Here is a 17,393-nt window from a genome sequence, read left to right on the forward strand (position 1 = left end):
CCATGAGCCAGCACCCTTCATCCGGGACCCATACGCCGCCCGCCAAACCGGCGACATCGCCCGCCACATCGAGCGCTGCGGCGCCTCAACCGTACAAGCCGCTCGCCTGGGCATTTCCTTTCACTCCCGCCGACAAGAGCGACGGGAGCGACCCGATGACTTACATGAAGGCGTTGGCCGCGGCGGAGGACGGCTTCTATCCGCTGGGCGCGAACGGCATGTGGCACGGCGGCATCCATTTCGACCAGAGCACCGCTACACGCCTCAAACAAGGCGAGGGAGTCCGCGCGATCGCCGACGGCGAGGTGGTCGCGTACCGGTTGGACAGCAAATATCCGGAGCAGGACTACCAGGATGGCCGCCATGCCCTGTACTCCACGAGCTTCGTGCTGGTTCGGCATCGGCTGCAACTGCCGCCGCCCCCGCCGAAGCCCGATGCCAACAATCAGAAAGCTGGCCAGCCGGCTGCGCCGTCCGCCTCCGCCGCGCCAGCGACCGCCAGTACCGCTTCTGCAGCCTCGGCTCCCGCTGCTGCGCCGGCATCGAGTCAGCCGCGACCGGGCGAGACGCTGACCTTCTTCAGCCTCTACATGCATCTGATGGACTGGAACAGCTACCAGTCCGCAGCCGCAGCGGCCAAAGCTGCACCGACCGACGCCGCCAGGGTGAACATGGCGCCCATGCCGTATTGGGAGGGGGAGCGGTTCTACCGGGTCGGCGACAAGGCGAACGACTCGCAAGACGTTCCCAAGCCGAAAGCGCCGGCGTCACCGCCGCGCGACCTGCTTGGCGAATTTATCCAAAGCGATTTCAAGGTCATCCCGAAGCCTGATGACCCCGTTGACGATACGGCGCATTTGCCGCTCCCGATCAAAGGTATCCGAATTCGCGAGACGCCAAACGGCAAGATCATTGGAATCCTGCCGAAAGGATCCGAACTGACGGTGTCGGACACCGACGAGGCCGCCAAGGCGAAGCCGGGGTGGGCCAAGATCAAGACCATCAAGTCGGGGACGCCGGCGGCTGCGGTGGTGGGCGGCACCCCTTCGCCGCACGCGCCTTACGGGTACGTCTATGCCAAGGAGTTGGACGCGGTCGTGAACCCGCAGCCCCTGGATACGGTCGTCGTGCTGAAGCGGCCTTATCCCGTCAAGGCGGGCGATGTGGTCGGCCAGTTGGGCCATTACCTGCGCTATACCGAAGCTAAGCTGCTGCCGGCCAAGCCAACCCGGCCGTTGCTGCACCTGGAGGTGTTCGCCGGCCCCGACCTCGAGGCATTCATTCAGAAAAGTCGAGCGCGTGCTAAGAGGCCAGTTCAAAAACCCTGCTCAGCTCGTCTGAAGATGTTCCAACAGATGATCGAGCAGCCAAGTTTGAGGAATGCTTCGTGAATGTAGGCACTTCGCTCGAAGCGAGTGCGTAGGCGCCGGAAATTGTGGAGCCAGGAATGCGTACGTTCGACTACCCAACGATACTTGCCCAGACCACGGCCATGCTCGGTCCGGCGCTTGGCGATCACGGGCTTGATACCGCGTTCGCGCAACGCGCGACGATGTCGGGTGGAATCGTAGCCGCGATCGGCGTAGACGACGCCGGGCTTCTGAAGCGGTCGGCCACGAACGCCGCGAATGGGTGGAATCGCATCAACGAGCGGCAGCAACTGCGTGACGTCGTTGGTGTTCGCGCCAGTCAGGATCGCAACGAGAGGAACGCCGTTGGCGTCTACGAGGACGTGGTGCTTGGAACCGGGTCGCGCGCGATCGGTGGGGTTCGGGCCAGTTTTTCGCCCGCCCCAACGGCGCGCACGGACGACGAATCGACCGCAGCGTATGACAGATCGATTTGGCCGGCCGCACGCAACTTGTCGAGTAGCAACTCGTGCAGTTGGTCCCATACACCAGCCTTTTGCCAGTCGCTCAATCGCCGCCAGCATGTGGCGCCCGAGCCAAAGCCCAGACGAGTCGGCAAGTGGTTCCAACGAATTCCCGTTTTGAACACGAACAGGATGCCGTTGAGAGCCGCACGGTCGGACACGCGCGGGCGACCAGGATCGCTCTTCGCTCGAAGCTTCGCAGGTGGCAGCAATGGTTCGATCAGTATCCACAGTTCGTCGTCAATGATTGGCGCTTCCATCCTTGGACTTCCGTTGTTCTGATGCCCAAGGTTAACAGCTTGCCGAGGAAGTAAACAGCCCCTCTCGGGAGTTTTTGAACTGGCCTCTAAGAGCCGCTAACACAACCTGGACATGATGCAGCATACGTCGTATCGTCCGCTGCATGGCAAGACGCAAAATCAGCAACGAGTTGTGGGTGGCGCTGGAACCTCTGATTCCGGAGTTCTCGCCATCACCCAAAGGCGGACGCCGGCGCACGGTCGATGATCGAGCTGCGCTCAACGGCATCCTGTATGTGCTGCAAACCGGTATCCCGTGGGAGGACCTCCCACAAGAGCTGGGCTTCGGCAGCGGCATGACGTGCTGGCGACGTCTACGAGATTGGCAAGCAGCCGGCGTATGGCAGCGACTGCATCTGGCGATGCTGCGTCGGTTGCGTGAACACGACCAGATCGATTGGGAGCGCGCGAGCCTCGATGGAGCCAGCGTCTCCAGCCCCCGGGGGGGCAGGAAACCGGCCCCAACCCGACGGACCGAGGCAAGCTCGGATCGAAACGACACATCGTCGTAGATGCACGCGGCATCCCGCTGGCTATCACGATTACGGGAGCCAACCGGCACGATTCGATGGCATTCGAACCCACGCTTGATGCCATTCCTGCGGTACCGGGCCTGAACGGCCAGCCGCGCAAGCGTCCGAGCAAACTGCACGCTGACAAAGGGTATGACTTCGCGCGTTGCCGGCGTTATCTGAGACAGCGCGGCATCAAGACCCGTATCGCCCGCCGCGGTATCGAAAGCAGCGAACGGCTGGGGCGACATCGTTGGGTCGTCGAGCGCACGCACGCTTGGTTCGCCGGATTTGGAAAGCTCCGGATTCGCTTCGAGCGCCGTCTCGATATTCATGCTGCTTTGCTCTTCCTGGCTGCCGCCGTTATCTGCTCGAGATTCGTGGATGACTTGTGTTAGCGACTCTAACTGCAACGGCCATACGAAACATCTCATTGAGCCAATCCCACTGTCAGCCCACGAAATGGGGGGGCTTACGATTTGTCATCAGCATATATCCGTTACTGTCCTCCTTCCAATTGGTTGCATCATTTGCATTCAGGACCATAGGTTCGCACGTGATATCTGAGTCTGAATCTGAATCTGAGGCTTGACTCATCACGAACCCCATCTTTTGGTAGGCTGCTGCTGCTGCGTCCATCACTTCCAGATGTAATTCCGCTTTGCCCGTCAGATTCTTCGCTAGATTCACGGCTTGTTCCATCAGCGCTGATCCAACGCCTTTCGAATTCGGGTGGGTCACCATTGCCAGGACCTTGGCCGGTTCACCCTTTTCTAACACCAAAACGCCTGATGATCGTCCACGCAGACGATGGGCGATCACGTCGTACTTGTCTTTTGAGAAGCCCACATTCAAGGAGTCGAGCATCTCCATGGTGCTGGCGACGCGGTCCTCGTCAGTAGACCCGCAGTGCTCAACATCATGTTTGAGGCTGGCCGTGAACTGCGGAAGCTGGTTCTCTGTAAGGACAACTATTTCGTCCTGGTGCAACCCTGCATTGCTCTGTTCCGCAAACGGCGGTATGTCGACCGTTGGCGACCTGGACGGGCCATCACTGCCCTGTCTGGAAATCTTCGCCGGCCGACCCTGCTCGTTCGATGACGGACCGGTGCGCTTGGCGCGTCTGGGCGGAAGACCGGCAAATTGCTCGGTAGGGCTAGCCGTGGAAGCAGATGCCACAGTACGGCGCGAAACGGGACCGTCATCAGCACTAGGCTGTAGGCTTGGATTGACTGAATTTATTTTCATCTTGCCAGGTTAAGCGCTTTTTTGGTGATGGCCACGGTGAAAGGCGAAAAGGTATCCACGTATACGAAATCACCTCTGGACGCATCAGTCGCACCAACCTTGACACTGAGCGTAGCCCTTCGGTTTGCCCTGGCGACCTACCTTCACAGCCAAATAGCAACGCCGGAACTGCACGAGCAAGAAATCCGAAGACAAGAGCGGTCGCGCGTCACTACAAAACTGCCATTGCGACTCGGTAACTGACCGTGACGGGTCGGCAACCGCCGAACGTGGCGGGCGGCAGCCGGCCAGAAACAGTCACTCGACGTCACCGGCTGAATCGATGACAATCGATGCAAGACGGCGTAGGAATCGTTTTGCACGCTACGCTCTCTATTTGGCGCCCGGGGGTCGGCGCGTTCTGCTACAACGCGCTGCACATTTACGGCTTCGGTGCGGTCGTGCTCGTGGTGGGCCCGTTCCTGCCGGTGCCGCTGCTCGCGCACTGTAGTGGGTTGTGGCTCGCACACGCGGGTTACATCGCGCGCCCCGATATCGGCTTAAGACTGTGCGGCTGACATAATCATCCGAAGGTCAGCCGTAGCGGGTAACGTTCACGAAGACCGTACAGCGGCTGAAATGCAGTGCCGGAACTGGCCTATTGCCGGGTTTTGAATTTTGGGCGATGCACGCAGCCAGCTTTTGAAGCTGTAGGATGAGAGGTCAGCCGACAGGCTGTAGTGGTTCACGATCACGCAAGGGCTACTCGCAACATGAAGGGAACACACGAAGGGAAGGTCATTCTTACGGGCGATCGGACTACTGGGCCGCTGCATCTAGGTCACTATGTTGGCTCGCTCAAAACGCGAATTGCACTACAGGAATCGAACACTCAGTTTATTCTGCTGGCCGATCTGCAAGCGCTAACCGACAACGCGGAGCGCTATAAACGCGTGACGGATAACGTCATTGAGGTTGCGCTTGATTATCTGGCCGTGGGAATTGATCCGGAAAAAAGCACGATTTTTGTCCAATCGCAAGTTCCGGAATTGACCGAAATCGCCAACCTGTTTCTCAATTTCGTGACGGTTTCACGGCTGGAACGCAATCCGACGATCAAGGAAGAAATCCGCCTGCGTGGGTTCGAACGTGATATTCCCGCGGGCTTCCTGACATACCCGGTCAGTCAGGCTGCTGACATCACGGCGTTCAAAGCGACGCTCGTACCTGTTGGTGACGACCAACTGCCGATGATCGAGCAAACGAACGAACTGGTTCGACGTATCAACGGACTGCTGGGGCCATTGGATCGACCGGTGCTGACGGAGTGTGAAGCACTTATACCGAAAACTGGCAGACTCCCGGGCATCGACGGAAAAGCCAAAATGAGTAAGTCGCTAAACAATGCGCTCAACCTCGGCGCGTCGGCTGCAGACATCAAAACGGCCGTGAAGAAAATGTACACCGACCCGAACCATTTGAAAGTGAGCGACCCCGGAACGGTTGAGGGCAACGTCGTATTTGCTTATCTCGATGCCTTCGACCCGGATACGCAGGCGGTCGAAGAATTGAAGGCTGCGTATCGCCGGGGCGGTTTGGGCGATGGCATCGTCAAAGAAAGGCTCGAAAACATTCTGCACGAACTGCTGGCGCCTATTCGTGAGCGTCGCGAACACTATTCAAAAGACAAGGGCGAAGTACTTCGTACCCTGAAAGCCGGAACGGAAAAGGCGCGGACTGTTGCGGGGGCAACGGTCGCAGAGTTGAAACGCGCCCTTGGGTTGGTCTATTTTTGATGCGTTGACGGCATGCGCTGTCGTTCTGCGCACCCCATGCCCGCCAGCAATGATGCTCTCGGGCAAGCCGTCTGGACTTATCGATTTCTGGTTGTCCAGTCTCTTCGTCGATTATCCTATTGCTTCAATCGGAAAGGCAATCGTACTTCCGGCGCCCGCGTTGGGAAATTTTAATGCCGCTCGCATTTCTACGACGTTGCGCTGTCTGACCGCAACGCTTCCAAGCTTCGATTCTGAGGTGCGCGACAGAACCAGCGTGTCACTCAGGCACGTGACTGATGACGGAATCCCCGGTGATTGGATTGTGATTTGATAAGTCACGATATCTTTCCCGCTCACATTTTCGAAATGGGCCGCAAGATCGGACGCGCAAAAATCGTCCATGACTGGCTTTACTTCGGAAAGGGAAAGTGCGCCATCCGACCGTAACGACGGCCTGTCAAACCAGCCGCACATGACTATCCTGGCCTCTAGCGGGTCATTTGCTCCTTCAACCATCTGAACAGCATGCGGAATACGTCCGTCAAATATAACCATCTGATTGAAGTGTGGCGGAACCTTGGTATAGATTCCGCCCGTTGTTATGCCTAGGTTGCGTTAGCGACTTTTAGCACATCAAAATCGCGAGCAGCCATAAATAAATGAAATTTATTGTTATTTTGATATCCGCTCGAACACGATAATCGCTTGTCAAACATAAAAGGTCGTGATAGATTTCCGCCCGCAAGAAATATTAAAAATTCCGAGGTGAGAGATGTCACGCGATCACGCGTCCTTTAAATCGTTCGCAGCACGACGGACGATGCCATTTATCGAGCATCCGCGGCACGATCTTCGCAACCAGGCGAATCGTTCGCCGCTCGCGTAGGCTCGCCCACCACGCGCCACGACGGCGCGCCCCCCGGCAGGGAAAAATCGGATCTGCCCGGCAGAATCACCGGCCACGAGTTTCACGTTCATTTTCCGTCACGTTCAATCAGCCACTCCAGGGAGTAATCCGAGGCACGCGAAAAAACAAATCGACAGCAATTCGCAATCCCCCAAAAGCCATCCGCATCTTTCGCTTCCTGTCTCTCGTGACGGGATGGCGGCGCTCACCCCTGATCTGCACTCACAACTTCCCTGCGATTCGTCATGGACGACACCGGCTACCACTATCTGATCGACGCACACGTCAAGCAACCGAATCTTCTGCGCGACGCCTCGCGGCTCAAGCACATCTTTTCGAACGCACTCGATGGCTTCAGCGTGCTCAATTTCGTCGACCACAAGTTCGGCGAGGGCGGCGGCGTGACCGGCCTGTTCCTGCTCGCCGAATCGCACTGCTCGTATCACACCTACCCGGAATCGGCGTACATCGCGATCGACGTGTTCACCTGCGGACGCGAGCCCTCCGAGATCGTGCCCCGGCTGATCGACGCACTGGATTGCGAACATCACGTGATTCGCTATCAACGCCGCGGCACCTGCACCATTCCCTCGGCGCACTCCGCCATGCCGCAACCAGCGCAGTATGTGGAGGCCTGAGCCATGCATGCCGTCAGTCACGATCAGGAGCGCGACATGTGGCAGGTGGAGGCGATTGCCGATTTTCTGGACACGGTCGCGCGCAACATGGCGCTGCAGGCGGCGGTGCTCGAGCCGGGTGACGAGCGGATCGCGGGCATCAACGATCATCTCGTGGGTTTTTACGCCGATAGCGGCCGAGGCTACCTGAACTCGGACGAGCATCGCGAGCTCGACGTGCAGCTTGGCCTGAGTCAGCGCAGCGGGATCGTGGTGGTTCAGGACCGCAATGGTCGACTCTTGTCCACCGTGCGCATCACCTCCCATCCATTCGAGGGCGGTAGCCTGGTGCCTGCGCATGCGAATGCGCGCGCCTGCACTCGACACTTCGAACTGAGCCGGCTCGTGTCGTGGCACGGGGAAGAATTCCGCACGCTGTCCACGGCGCTCGCACTCGGCACGGCGCTGCTCTACGCGCGCAATCGCGGCGCACTCGGGCTGGTCGCGCTTGCGCGCACGCCGCAACGCCGGGTGTTCGCGAAGTTCGGGCTGAAGCCCACGCACGTCTCGCCGGTCACGGTCGAAATGCGCGAGAACGGCGACTACTGGTTCCTCGAAGCGCCGATCCTGTCCGTCGTGGAAGCCGCCTTTTCCTACACCGTGCAACTGCAGAACACTATTCCTTCGCTTGCTTCCTCCATCATCTAAGGATCGACCATCATGAACGACATCAACACCCAATTCGCGGCACTCGAGCAACGCATCAGCACGACCTGGGCCGAGATTCTCCAGAACTCCCAGCTGGCCCGCTCCATTCAGGCCGGCGAGTTCTCGAAAGAGCTGTACATGATCTACATGCTCGAAACCTATCACTACACCTCGCACAACGCCCGAAACCAGGCCGTGGCCGGCGTCGCGCATCCGGAAAACCCGGTCTACATGAAGTTCTGCTTCGATCACGCGGCGGACGAGGCCGGCCACGAGATGATGGCCTTGCACGATCTGCGCTCGCTGGGTCAGGCCGAGGGCGAACTCGTACTGCCCGCGCCGCTCCCCGCCACCGAAACGCTGATCGGCTATCTCTACTGGGCATCGGAACACGGCAACCCGTACCGCCGGCTCGGCTACAGCTTCTGGGCCGAAAGCTCGTATCAGTACATCAATCCGCTCGTCGGCAAGGTCAGGCAGCAACTCGGTCTCAAGGATAGCCAACTGACCTTCTTCGTGGCGCACTCGTCGATCGACGAGGAGCACGCTCGCGAAGTGCGCTCGGTAATCGAGCGAGTCGCGAAATCCCAGGAAGACTGGGACGCCATCGGCGAAACGGCCGAAGTCAGCCTGCGCCTGACCGGCCAGATGCTGGACGAGGTCCATCGCGAATACATGAAGCTCGTGAGCGGCCAGCCGAGCCGTTACCGTGCCGTGTGTGACGCGCTGTTTCCGAACCGGTGAGCGCGGCTGTGGCGACCTACTTCAAGCACCTCAATTACACGCTCGGTGACGAGGATGCGGAAACGGAGATGAACATGCTGGCCGAAGGGGCCGAGCATGTTTTCGCGATCGCCGATTGCGGCAGCCGCATCGTTCCGCTTCTGGCCCGCGCGCCCCGGAAATTGACCTGCGTCGACATCAGCCCGGCACAGCTGGCCGTCACGCGCCTGCGCATTGCCTTGCTGCGCCAGGTGGAGCGGGACGAATACTGCCGCTTCCTGGGCTACCTCGACGGCATGTCGCCCGAGACACGCCGGGCGCTGTTCGCCGGCCTGGAGCTGGAAGCGCGCCACCGCACCGTGCTGGAGGCGATGTTCGATCGCATCGCCTGGGGGCCCCTCGTGTACGAGGGGAAGTTCGAGCGGATGCTGATCACGCTGTCGAAAGTCACGCGCGCCGTACTCGGTCGAGCCTGCGATCGGCTGTTCGAACAGACTGACGTGAAAGCTCAGGCCGACTACTTCCGGAACGGCTTCCCGCGCTTCCGGTGGCGATGCGTACTGGCACTGCTCGGCAATTCCACCGCGCTGAACTCGTTGCTGTACAAGGGCGAATTTCCGGAGAAGAACCTGCCGGAAAGCTATCTGCGCATCTACACCGGCATCTTCGAGCGCCTTCTCACCCAGTTCCCGGCGCGATCGAGCTTCTTTCTTCAGCTGATCTTCCTCGGGCGCATACGCTTCGCGGAAGGGCTGCCGGTGGAATGCCGTCCCGACATCTATGCCAGCGCTCAGGCCAACTTGCGAGCGTGCGACGTGCAGTTCATCGAGGGTGACGTGTTGCAGGCCTTCGGCGCGACGGGGGGAGGAATCGACTATCTTTCGTTGTCCGATGTTCCCTCGTTTCTGGAAGACGATGCGGCACGGCGCTGCCTGCAGATCGCGCGGCCTCACATGCGCGCGGGCGGACTGGCCGTGATTCGAGGCCATGTGCGGATCATACGGCCCACGCTGGAAGGCTTCCGTGACGAGTCGCAGCGTTTTACCGAAGCCGTGTCGCGTGAATCGACCGGTCTATGGCAAATTCATGCCTTCAAGGCTGTCTAACCACATCAGGAAATCAGCATGACCCATGATCGCCAAGCCGCGTATCCGACCGAGGAGCCGCATCGGGTGAAACGCATTGCCTATCGCGCTTCGTATGCCCCTGAGGTGGTGCATGCGATCCTCGACGCCGGCTACGTCTGTCATATTTCGTTCGTCGAGGCGGGGCTGCCGCAGATCATCCCGATGACCTACTGGCGCGACGCCGAGCACGTGTACTTCCACTCCGCCGCGCACGGACGATTTGCCGAGGCCTGCAAGTCCGGCCCGATCGCGCTGTCGGTCACGTTGATGGACGCGCTCGTGCTCGGCCACAGCGCGATCAACCACTCGGTCAACTTCCGGTCGGTCGTCGTGCATGGCAGGCCGGAGGTGATTCTCGATCGCGAGCAGAAGCGCGCTGCGATGAGGGAGTTTTTCCGTCGGACCTTGCCGGGACGTTGGGAGACGCTGCGCACGGTGCGCGACGACGAACTCGATGCGATGTCGGTGTTCAGGCTGACGCTCGACCAGGTGGCGGCCAAGATCCGCAACGAGTTTCCGGATCAGGAGGACCACATGCCGGAAACACCGGTCTGGACGGGTATTCTTCCGTGCTCGACGGTGTTCCGGCCCGCGGTGCCCGACGGCAGATTTCCGCCCGTGGCGCTGCCGGACCATCTGAAGGCATTCGCCGGCAAGCCTGAATTTTCGGATCGCATCGACGGGACTCGCTGATGCACGTCGACCGCGCGGCGCAGCGGGCCGCGCGGTCGACTCACCGGCATTTCATTGCGCGGCGGTGATCGAGTGCGCGATCTGGCGCATCGCCAGCAAGGTGTCGAGTTCGTCCTGCTCCGCACCGTACTCGCTGAGCTTCACGATCGTCGTGTGCGTGGACGGATTGACGTAGACGAACTGCCCGTAGATGCCGATTGCGGCAAAATCCCGGTCGCGCCCGTGGTTCGGCGGAATCCACCAGCCATCGAAGTAGGCAAGGGCATCGGTCGGGTTCGGAGACTTGCCGGGCGCGAGCGCCCAGTCACGACTCACGATACGGTGGCCCGCCAGATCGCCTTCCGCCAGATACAGCAAACCGAGCTTCGCGAAATCGCGCGCGGTGGCATTGAGGCAGCAGAAGGATTTCTCCACGCCGTGTGTCGCGCTGTCCAGACTCCAGCTCGCGTCGGAAGATGCGCCCAACGGAGTCCACAGCTTCTGCTGCGCGTAGGCCGACAGCGGTACGCCCGTGGCGCGCGTCAAGACCTTCGACAGCACCAGCGTGTCCACGCTCCGGTACTCGAATTCCTGTCCCGGCGGATGACGAAACCCCGATACACGTGACAGAAAGCGGTTCAGATCGGTGGTCAGGTACATCTGCACGACCGGCGCGAAGGCGGAATCGTAGCTCTCGGCCGCGTCGATGCCGGATCGCATGGAAAGCAGCTGTTCGATGGTCACGCGACGATACTGCTCGCGCACGTCGCCGGGTTCGAGATAGTTGCCGATCGGATCTTGCAGCGAGTGAATCCGTCCATCGAACAAGGCAGCCCCCACCATCGTGGCGACAAAGGACTTCGCTACCGAGTAAGACGCAAATTTCGAGGCGGCGCTGTAGCCGTTCGCGTATCTCTCATACGCGATCTTTCCGTCCTGAATCACCAGGAATGCGCGAGTCTGCGTGTTCTTCAGGAAATCGTCGACGTTCGAATCGGCACCTTTCCAGGTCACGGCGTGATTGAACCGAGGCTCGGCGGTGTTCAGCACAAGGGGCTGGGCGGATTTTTCGAGCAGTCGATTCTGAAAGAGCCGAAATGTCTGGCTGGTCGGGGTCCAGCCGAACTCGAGATCGAGGAGCACGATCGGGCTCGGCAGACGCAACAGGTTCCACGAAACGATCAGCAGGCACAGCGACGCAATTGCCGCGATTGAAACTGATTTTTTAATTCTCATTATTTTTGAGGTTTTTTATTTGTATAGCCAAGGGCTTTTTGGTGCTGGCAGGATAGCGAATTATACATTGATGGCGTGTTGGAACTGGCAACTGCCGCATCGTTGCGGATGCTTTACAACATCTGGAGCAGCATGGTGCGCATCCGTTTCTGCAGCGCGATGGTCGGCCGCCCTTGACGTCTGCGTCGTACATTGCCGAAAATTTGGCATACATCTTGGAAAATGCTTCGTTAAGCCATGTCCGGATTGGCCGCAACGGGGGGAGTTTGCGGAACGAATTCCTCCAGCCTGATCGTGCTGAACAGCGATTCGTTATAGCCGTCGGCGTATCGAATCGCTCTTTATTGAATTCAGGAGCCTGCTTAGAGTCGCTAACACAAATCATCCACGAATCTCGAGCAGATAACGGCGGCAGCCAGGAAGAGCAAAGCAGCATGAATATCGAGACGGCGCTCGAAGCGAATCCGGAGCTTTCCAAATCCGGCGAACCAAGCGTGCGTGCGCTCGACGACCCAACGATGTCGCCCCAGCCGTTCGCTGCTTTCGATACCGCGGCGGGCGATACGGGTCTTGATGCCGCGCTGTCTCAGATAACGCCGGCAACGCGCGAAGTCATACCCTTTGTCAGCGTGCAGTTTGCTCGGACGCTTGCGCGGCTGGCCGTTCAGGCCCGGTACCGCAGGAATGGCATCAAGCGTGGGTTCGAATGCCATCGAATCGTGCCGGTTGGCTCCCGTAATCGTGATAGCCAGCGGGATGCCGCGTGCATCTACGACGATGTGTCGTTTCGATCCGAGCTTGCCTCGGTCCGTCGGGTTGGGGCCGGTTTCCTGCCCCCCCGGGGGCTGGAGACGCTGGCTCCATCGAGGCTCGCGCGCTCCCAATCGATCTGGTCGTGTTCACGCAACCGACGCAGCATCGCCAGATGCAGTCGCTGCCATACGCCGGCTGCTTGCCAATCTCGTAGACGTCGCCAGCACGTCATGCCGCTGCCGAAGCCCAGCTCTTGTGGGAGGTCCTCCCACGGGATACCGGTTTGCAGCACATACAGGATGCCGTTGAGCGCAGCTCGATCATCGACCGTGCGCCGGCGTCCGCCTTTGGGTGATGGCGAGAACTCCGGAATCAGAGGTTCCAGCGCCACCCACAACTCGTTGCTGATTTTGCGTCTTGCCATGCAGCGGACGATACGACGTATGCTGCATCATGTCCAGGTTGTGTTAGCGGCCCTTAACTGCCTGACCTTCTCGATGCTTACTGGTGATATTGAAGCGCTGGCAGTCAGGTTATCGGCAAAAAAAGATGTGTTTTACGAAGAAACTGTTCAAGCAACCTATCAGAAAGGATGCAGTAATGCGGTCGAATGGCTTGACTCGTTCGTTGGCGGCAACGTGACGGTTTGCTTGACCTCTCCACTATTTCCACAGTACGGCGGGCCGATCAGCAGATTGTCCATTGTGCATTCGCTGCGCGGCCCGCTCGGCATACGTGTTCTGACGGTTCATGCGGTCGATTCCGAGCCGGGCCGTATCGATATTTCTCAAATGCAGACAAATCCGGCCACGCACTGAACCGGCTCGATTGCCGACCGCCTGCTTTCAGGGTTAAAACTACCGTAGCACGAGACGCCTGTCGACCACATGCAGCCGTTTCAGACAGGCCGGCGAGCACTCCCCCGCCCTTCCAAACGCTCCATAAGCGCAATCAGGCGATGACCGTCTTCCTCATCGATTTGCCGAAGGACGGCACGCACGGCTTTCGCGTGTGCGGGTCGCGCGGCGGCAATCGCGTCAGCACCCGCAGGGAGCAACGCGATGTTGATCGCGCGTGCGGTATCTTGAGACACGCGAGCCACCAAACCACGCGCCTCCATTCGCGTGAGTTGGTGCGATAGACGGCTCTTTTCCCAATCGAGCGATTGCAGCAGCGCCTGTTGACTGAGTGTCCCCCCCCCGAGGTCTTCTAGGCGAGAAAGGATCGCGAAGTCCGAGCCGGAAATGCCCGTCGCAGTCTCAATCTCGGAACCCACGCGGGCCAGGACCGTTTCGCCCAGCCGCTTCAGTGCATGCCATAGCGCTTGCTCCCTAGCCGAAAGCCGATTCTTGTTCATAGTGAGGCGTCGCTCCTTTGCTTCGACGCGTCAACTATGATCGAATTCGACGCGTCAGTCACCGTAGAGCTTAACCGGCGTGCGGGTCTGGAACTCCTGGAACATTTCGCGATACGGCGCCGCCGCCTGCTCGAAGCGAGGACTCGCGGTGGGGCCAAAGCCGATCTCGTCGCGCTCGCCGACGCTCAGCTGCTTGAACACCGAGTCGGCAAATTCGTCGAGCGGAGCCCCATGACCAGCATCAGTACCGCCGAGGCCTGTCTGCACCGCAGGCGGAATCAGTTCGACGACGCGATAGGCCGTTTTCGACATCGCGAATCGCAAATTGACCGTGAAGCTGTGCAGCGCCGCCTTGCAGGCGCTGTAGACCGGAGCGAAGGGTTGAGGAAAGTACGCACCACCTGATGTGACGTTGACGATCATGCCGGCGCCGCCGTGCGCGAGCAGCAGCGGAACCAGCAACCGAGTGAGGTGGATAGGCCCGGAGAGCAGCGTATCGATCTCGGCTTGCGAGTCACTCCACGGAGCGTCGTCGGCAGCTAGCGAGACCCTTCGCTGGTAGCCCGCGTTGTTGATAAGCACGTTGAGCCCCGGCATCGCCTCGGCCACATGCGTCGCCAACTCGATGCGCCCAGCAGCACTGCTGATGTTGTTGACGAAGATCTCCAGGCCACGATGAGCCCGTCTTGCCTGCTCAAGCTTCGACTCGTGACGGCCGGTGACGAGCACGCGGCTGCCTACCGCAAGGAAGCGCTTCGCAAGCGCCAGGCCGATGCCCTGGCCGCCGCCAGTTATCAGTACCTGCGCACGCGTGAAATCGATCGGGGTGGCCATGCCATGCTCCATCGGTTGATATATCAACTACTCTACTCTCTTGAAGTTGATTCATCAACCAAAAGGGGCGTTGTTCGAACGTGCGAAGCTACGGATGAGCCGTCATCCCAGCGCTACGCAAAGGTGGCGGGGCGAATCCAAGTCTCCCACGCCCAGACGATCAAGGCTCAGCTCGAAGCGTTCATCGACCGATGTGGTGGCGAGAGCTGGCCAGAGCTAGTGCGCAGAATTCAGAGATCGGCATGTGGGAGTTCGAGGGATGCAAATCGTAGGTCTGTATCGGTTCGTTCGAATGGCGGCTTTGCGGAGGTGAGATCGGCGGTGCGTATGTCTCTTATGAGCCGGCAAGGAGCCCATCGGCCGGCGCCACACCGGTCATTGGTGTCGCGCGCGCGGTATGCGAGAACCTTGCCGAAAGGAACTGTCAGCCGGATAACCTTTTACCGCTACGATATGGCGCCGTGAACAGCAGGCCCGCGCGGTTCACGGCCCATCGGCCGCGCGAGCGAGGCATCGTCCACCGAGCGCTCGCCACTCACGCGCACCCGCCTCGCCTGCCCGTCCCGCAGGAAGCGCCACGCGCGAGGCTCGCGGCCACCGTGACCAAACGCGAGGCAATCGTGTCGCGCCAGCGCCTGCGGCGTGTCCGGCACGCCCCGCCGCCATCACGCGAAGCCGCATTCGTCATGATCGAAGCCGCGTGCTCCCGAGCGCCGGCGTCGCCTTCGGGGTGGCCTGGACGGCCGCCTCGCACGGCCTGTCGACGCCCACCTGGAACGCCGCGCTCGAGAATCCGCAGGTTGCGCCGCTCGCCTGCCGGCCGCGCATGGCGGCGGTGGCCGGCGGCTGTCCGATCCTCGTCGACGGACGGGTGGTGTGGGCGGCATCGGCATTTCGGGCGGCAATGCGCAGCCGGGATCGCGAGCTGGGCGAGCTGGCGTTGAAGCAGCGCCGGTTCGGGCTGCGTTGAAACGGATTCGCCATCCGTGCAAAATGGCCTGCCCGAGCGCAGGCCATGTTTTGTAGTCTTCGGATCGCGATGAAACCCGACGCATTCGAGGACTACGCCAGAAGAATCGGCGCAATGGGAATTGACGAAGTCGGAACTCGGCTGGGGCATCCGCCTGGCAGGGCCACGGCCACCCCGACGAATGGCCGATTGATTTCATGGTTTTGGGACCAGGCACGCCGCCGCGCAATGTCATTCCACCTCAGTTTCGACGACGGCCCCGGCCCGTCCACGCCCCACCTGCTCGACGTGCTGCGCGAGGCGTCGTGCGCGGCGACCTTCTTCGTGCTGGGCTGCCACCTGGAGCAGGCGCCCGAGATGGCGGCCCGCATCGTGCGCGAAGGCCATCGGCTCGGCAATCACACCTGGACGCATGCCCGGCCCGGCGCGCTGACCGACGCGGCGCTGATCGACGAGATCGCGGCCACCGACGCGCTGATCCGCGCGGCCCATCGGCTGGCCGAGCTGCCGCCACCCGATGCCATTGCGCTGCGCCTGCCCTACGGCCTGCAGCCCGACGACCCGCGCGCCGCCGTGCTGGCACGGTTGTCACGCGAGCACACCGGCTGGAGCGCGATCCTCGATGACTGGCAACACCCGCCGCCGGCCCCGCAGGTGCTGTGCGCCGCGATGCGCGAGCACCTGGCCGAGCAGCACGCGATGCAACGCGACGTGCTGTTCTGCCTGCACGACGGCTCGCGCCACGGCGAGGCGCGGCCGGCCACGGTCGAGGCGGTGCGGCTGTTCCTGCAGACGGCGCGCTGAACCGAAGGCCGTCGCTCAGCCGATCGGCATCGCGCCATCGAGCAGTTGCCGCCAGCCGCCAAGAAAACCGATCCCCGGGCCGGGCGTCCACAGCCCACGCTGCGCGGCTTCGAGGTGGATCAGCGTCTGCTCGGCGCAGAACAGCATCATCACCGCCTCGCGACGCGTGCCGAGCCAGCCGGGCGCGGCATAGCACCGACCTGCCGCATAGGCCGCCAACCCGGCATCCCGGAGATCGGTATCGAACACGAAATGCGTTTCCACGCTCGCGTCGCGCGACAGCGCGAACGCCGCGAACGCGGCCTCGAGCCACGGCGCGCCCTGCCCCATGTCGTCGAAATCGAGCACGCCGCGCAGCACACCATCGGCAAACAGCAGATTGCCCGCGTGATAGTCGCCATGCAGCCATTGGGTCGGGCCATCGAGCCAGCGGGCCGCGGCCGCGAGATGCGCGCCGATCCGGTCGATCACCGCCGCGTATTGCGCGCGTTGCTCGGCGGCAAGGCACGCCGGAGCGGGCCGTGCCGCCACGCGGGCGAATCGTGCATCGAGCCAGGCAGCCGGCGCGGCGGCCCCGGACGGCAGCGTGTTCAGCGCCGCATGCAGCGGCGCGAGCGCGCGCATCGCCGCGATCGTGCCGGCACGCGCGTCGTCGGGCAGGCCGGGTTCACCGTCGATCGCCTCGAACAGATGCAGCCAGCGCCCGTCGTCGAGCCGCACGCCGGGCCGCGCATCGACGGTCTCCCTCAAGCGCGGCACGGCCGGCAGGCCACGCCACGCATCCGAGGCATCGAGCCCGGCCAGCGCCACCAGTGCCGCCACCTCGCGCCGCACCTGCGCGGCGGCCTTGCCGGCCCACGACACGCGCAGCACCGCAGCACCATTCGCAGCGTCGACGCGAAAGCTTTTGTTAGTATGGCCGGACGACAGCGCCCGCACGTGCGCCGGCCACAAGCCCCAGTGCCGGTGAAGCCAGAATTCGGGCGTTTCCACGTC

19 protein-coding genes and 2 pseudogenes are annotated in these 17,393 nt (G+C 61.3%); 12 read left to right on the forward strand and 9 right to left on the reverse strand.

The window, feature by feature from the left end:
* Positions 1 to 2 precede the first annotated feature (2 nt).
* Positions 3 to 1,310: pseudogene (locus tag KS03_RS10685) on the forward strand (SH3 domain-containing protein); the annotation flags it as partial.
* Positions 1,311 to 1,315: 5 nt separating this feature from the next.
* On the opposite strand, the gene KS03_RS29835 reads toward KS03_RS10685, so the two are convergent.
* Positions 1,316 to 2,133 (reverse strand): IS5-like element ISBugl2 family transposase gene (locus tag KS03_RS29835; RefSeq protein ID WP_088499487.1). Its coding sequence is split into 2 segments (ribosomal slippage): positions 1,316 to 1,785 and positions 1,785 to 2,133, totalling 819 coding nucleotides; the frame shifts between segments, so codons are not numbered across the junction.
* 143 nt (positions 2,134 to 2,276) lie between these two features.
* On the opposite strand from KS03_RS29835, the gene KS03_RS29840 reads away from it, so the two are divergent.
* Positions 2,277 to 3,082, forward strand: a protein-coding gene (locus KS03_RS29840) for an IS5 family transposase (RefSeq protein ID WP_085962421.1) whose coding sequence is annotated in 2 segments (ribosomal slippage) — positions 2,277 to 2,607 and positions 2,607 to 3,082 — 807 coding nt in all. Because the reading frame shifts where the segments join, the coding sequence is not laid out codon by codon here.
* 52 nt (positions 3,083 to 3,134) lie between these two features.
* Here KS03_RS29840 and KS03_RS29845 read toward each other — a convergent pair.
* Positions 3,135 to 3,674: a GNAT family N-acetyltransferase gene (locus tag KS03_RS29845; RefSeq protein WP_167539774.1), complete on the reverse strand. Its 540-nt coding sequence runs from the start codon at positions 3,672 to 3,674 to the stop codon at positions 3,135 to 3,137.
* A 590-nt stretch (positions 3,675 to 4,264) separates the two neighbouring features.
* Between KS03_RS29845 and KS03_RS10690 the strand changes: the two genes are divergently transcribed.
* Together KS03_RS10690 and trpS are read left to right on the forward strand one after the other, a co-directional pair.
* Entirely contained in the window at positions 4,265 to 4,489 is a 225-nt protein-coding gene (locus KS03_RS10690) for a DUF4260 family protein (protein ID WP_012733511.1), read from the forward strand.
* A gap of 195 nt (positions 4,490 to 4,684) precedes the next feature.
* Positions 4,685 to 5,707, forward strand: coding sequence for a tryptophan--tRNA ligase (gene trpS / locus KS03_RS10695; RefSeq protein WP_012733510.1), 1,023 nt, complete (start codon positions 4,685 to 4,687; stop codon positions 5,705 to 5,707).
* Positions 5,708 to 5,818: 111 nt separating this feature from the next.
* Here trpS and KS03_RS31240 read toward each other — a convergent pair whose 3' ends face one another.
* Positions 5,819 to 6,205, reverse strand: a complete 387-nt coding sequence (locus KS03_RS31240; protein WP_144415945.1) for a hypothetical protein — start codon at positions 6,203 to 6,205, stop codon at positions 5,819 to 5,821.
* A 636-nt stretch (positions 6,206 to 6,841) separates the two neighbouring features.
* Here KS03_RS31240 and speD point away from each other — a divergent pair.
* Genes speD through KS03_RS10720 form a run of 5 tightly spaced genes read left to right on the forward strand, consistent with a single transcriptional unit; the run spans position 6,842 to position 10,464 of the window.
* A complete protein-coding gene (gene speD, locus KS03_RS10700) occupies positions 6,842 to 7,234 on the forward strand; it encodes an adenosylmethionine decarboxylase (protein ID WP_012733509.1) in 393 nt (130 codons plus the stop codon).
* A 36-nt stretch (positions 7,235 to 7,270) separates the two neighbouring features.
* Complete coding sequence (locus KS03_RS10705) at positions 7,271 to 7,921, forward strand: hypothetical protein (RefSeq protein WP_232252179.1); 651 nt, start codon at positions 7,271 to 7,273, stop codon at positions 7,919 to 7,921.
* Between the two features lie 12 nt (positions 7,922 to 7,933).
* Positions 7,934 to 8,665, forward strand: coding sequence for an iron-containing redox enzyme family protein (locus tag KS03_RS10710; RefSeq protein WP_012733507.1), 732 nt, complete (start codon positions 7,934 to 7,936; stop codon positions 8,663 to 8,665).
* Positions 8,666 to 8,673: 8 nt separating this feature from the next.
* Positions 8,674 to 9,750, forward strand: coding sequence for a DUF3419 family protein (locus KS03_RS10715; RefSeq protein WP_012733506.1), 1,077 nt, complete (start codon positions 8,674 to 8,676; stop codon positions 9,748 to 9,750).
* Between the two features lie 18 nt (positions 9,751 to 9,768).
* Positions 9,769 to 10,464 (forward strand): pyridoxamine 5'-phosphate oxidase family protein, encoded by a 696-nt coding sequence (locus tag KS03_RS10720; protein ID WP_012733505.1) that lies wholly within the window; start codon positions 9,769 to 9,771, stop codon positions 10,462 to 10,464.
* Between the two features lie 51 nt (positions 10,465 to 10,515).
* Here KS03_RS10720 and KS03_RS10725 read toward each other — a convergent pair whose 3' ends face one another.
* The 3 genes and pseudogenes from KS03_RS10725 to KS03_RS29850 form a co-directional block, all read right to left on the reverse strand.
* On the reverse strand, positions 10,516 to 11,679 hold the full coding sequence (locus KS03_RS10725; protein WP_012733504.1) for a serine hydrolase domain-containing protein: 1,164 nt from the start codon (positions 11,677 to 11,679) through the stop codon (positions 10,516 to 10,518).
* Positions 11,680 to 11,795: 116 nt separating this feature from the next.
* A pseudogene (locus KS03_RS31245) lies at positions 11,796 to 12,014 on the reverse strand (IS5/IS1182 family transposase); the annotation flags it as partial.
* 36 nt (positions 12,015 to 12,050) lie between these two features.
* Positions 12,051 to 12,856, reverse strand: a protein-coding gene (locus tag KS03_RS29850) for an IS5 family transposase (RefSeq protein WP_085962421.1) whose coding sequence is annotated in 2 segments (ribosomal slippage) — positions 12,051 to 12,526 and positions 12,526 to 12,856 — 807 coding nt in all. Because the reading frame shifts where the segments join, the coding sequence is not laid out codon by codon here.
* A gap of 19 nt (positions 12,857 to 12,875) precedes the next feature.
* On the opposite strand from KS03_RS29850, the gene KS03_RS31250 reads away from it, so the two are divergent.
* Positions 12,876 to 13,250 carry a hypothetical protein gene (locus tag KS03_RS31250; protein WP_127913863.1) on the forward strand — a complete coding sequence of 125 codons (375 nt, stop codon included), beginning with the start codon at positions 12,876 to 12,878 and terminating at the stop codon, positions 13,248 to 13,250.
* Positions 13,251 to 13,330: 80 nt separating this feature from the next.
* Here KS03_RS31250 and KS03_RS10730 read toward each other — a convergent pair whose 3' ends face one another.
* Together KS03_RS10730 and KS03_RS10735 are read right to left on the reverse strand one after the other, a co-directional pair.
* On the reverse strand, positions 13,331 to 13,789 hold the full coding sequence (locus tag KS03_RS10730) for a MarR family winged helix-turn-helix transcriptional regulator (RefSeq protein ID WP_012733503.1): 459 nt from the start codon (positions 13,787 to 13,789) through the stop codon (positions 13,331 to 13,333).
* Positions 13,790 to 13,843: 54 nt separating this feature from the next.
* Positions 13,844 to 14,623, reverse strand: a complete 780-nt coding sequence (locus tag KS03_RS10735) for an SDR family NAD(P)-dependent oxidoreductase (protein ID WP_017923323.1) — start codon at positions 14,621 to 14,623, stop codon at positions 13,844 to 13,846.
* Between the two features lie 700 nt (positions 14,624 to 15,323).
* On the opposite strand from KS03_RS10735, the gene KS03_RS10740 reads away from it, so the two are divergent.
* Positions 15,324 to 15,593, forward strand: a complete 270-nt coding sequence (locus KS03_RS10740) for a heme-binding protein (protein WP_050811443.1) — start codon at positions 15,324 to 15,326, stop codon at positions 15,591 to 15,593.
* Positions 15,594 to 15,821: 228 nt separating this feature from the next.
* Entirely contained in the window at positions 15,822 to 16,397 is a 576-nt protein-coding gene (locus KS03_RS10745) for a polysaccharide deacetylase family protein (RefSeq protein ID WP_012733501.1), read from the forward strand.
* 15 nt (positions 16,398 to 16,412) lie between these two features.
* Here the strand turns inward: KS03_RS10745 and KS03_RS10750 are convergent, their stop codons facing one another.
* Positions 16,413 to 17,390, reverse strand: coding sequence for a phosphotransferase enzyme family protein (locus tag KS03_RS10750; protein ID WP_012733500.1), 978 nt, complete (start codon positions 17,388 to 17,390; stop codon positions 16,413 to 16,415).
* Positions 17,391 to 17,393 lie beyond the last annotated feature (3 nt).

The organism is Burkholderia glumae LMG 2196 = ATCC 33617 (assembly GCF_000960995.1).
GTDB classification, from domain to species: Bacteria; Pseudomonadota; Gammaproteobacteria; order Burkholderiales; family Burkholderiaceae; genus Burkholderia; species Burkholderia glumae.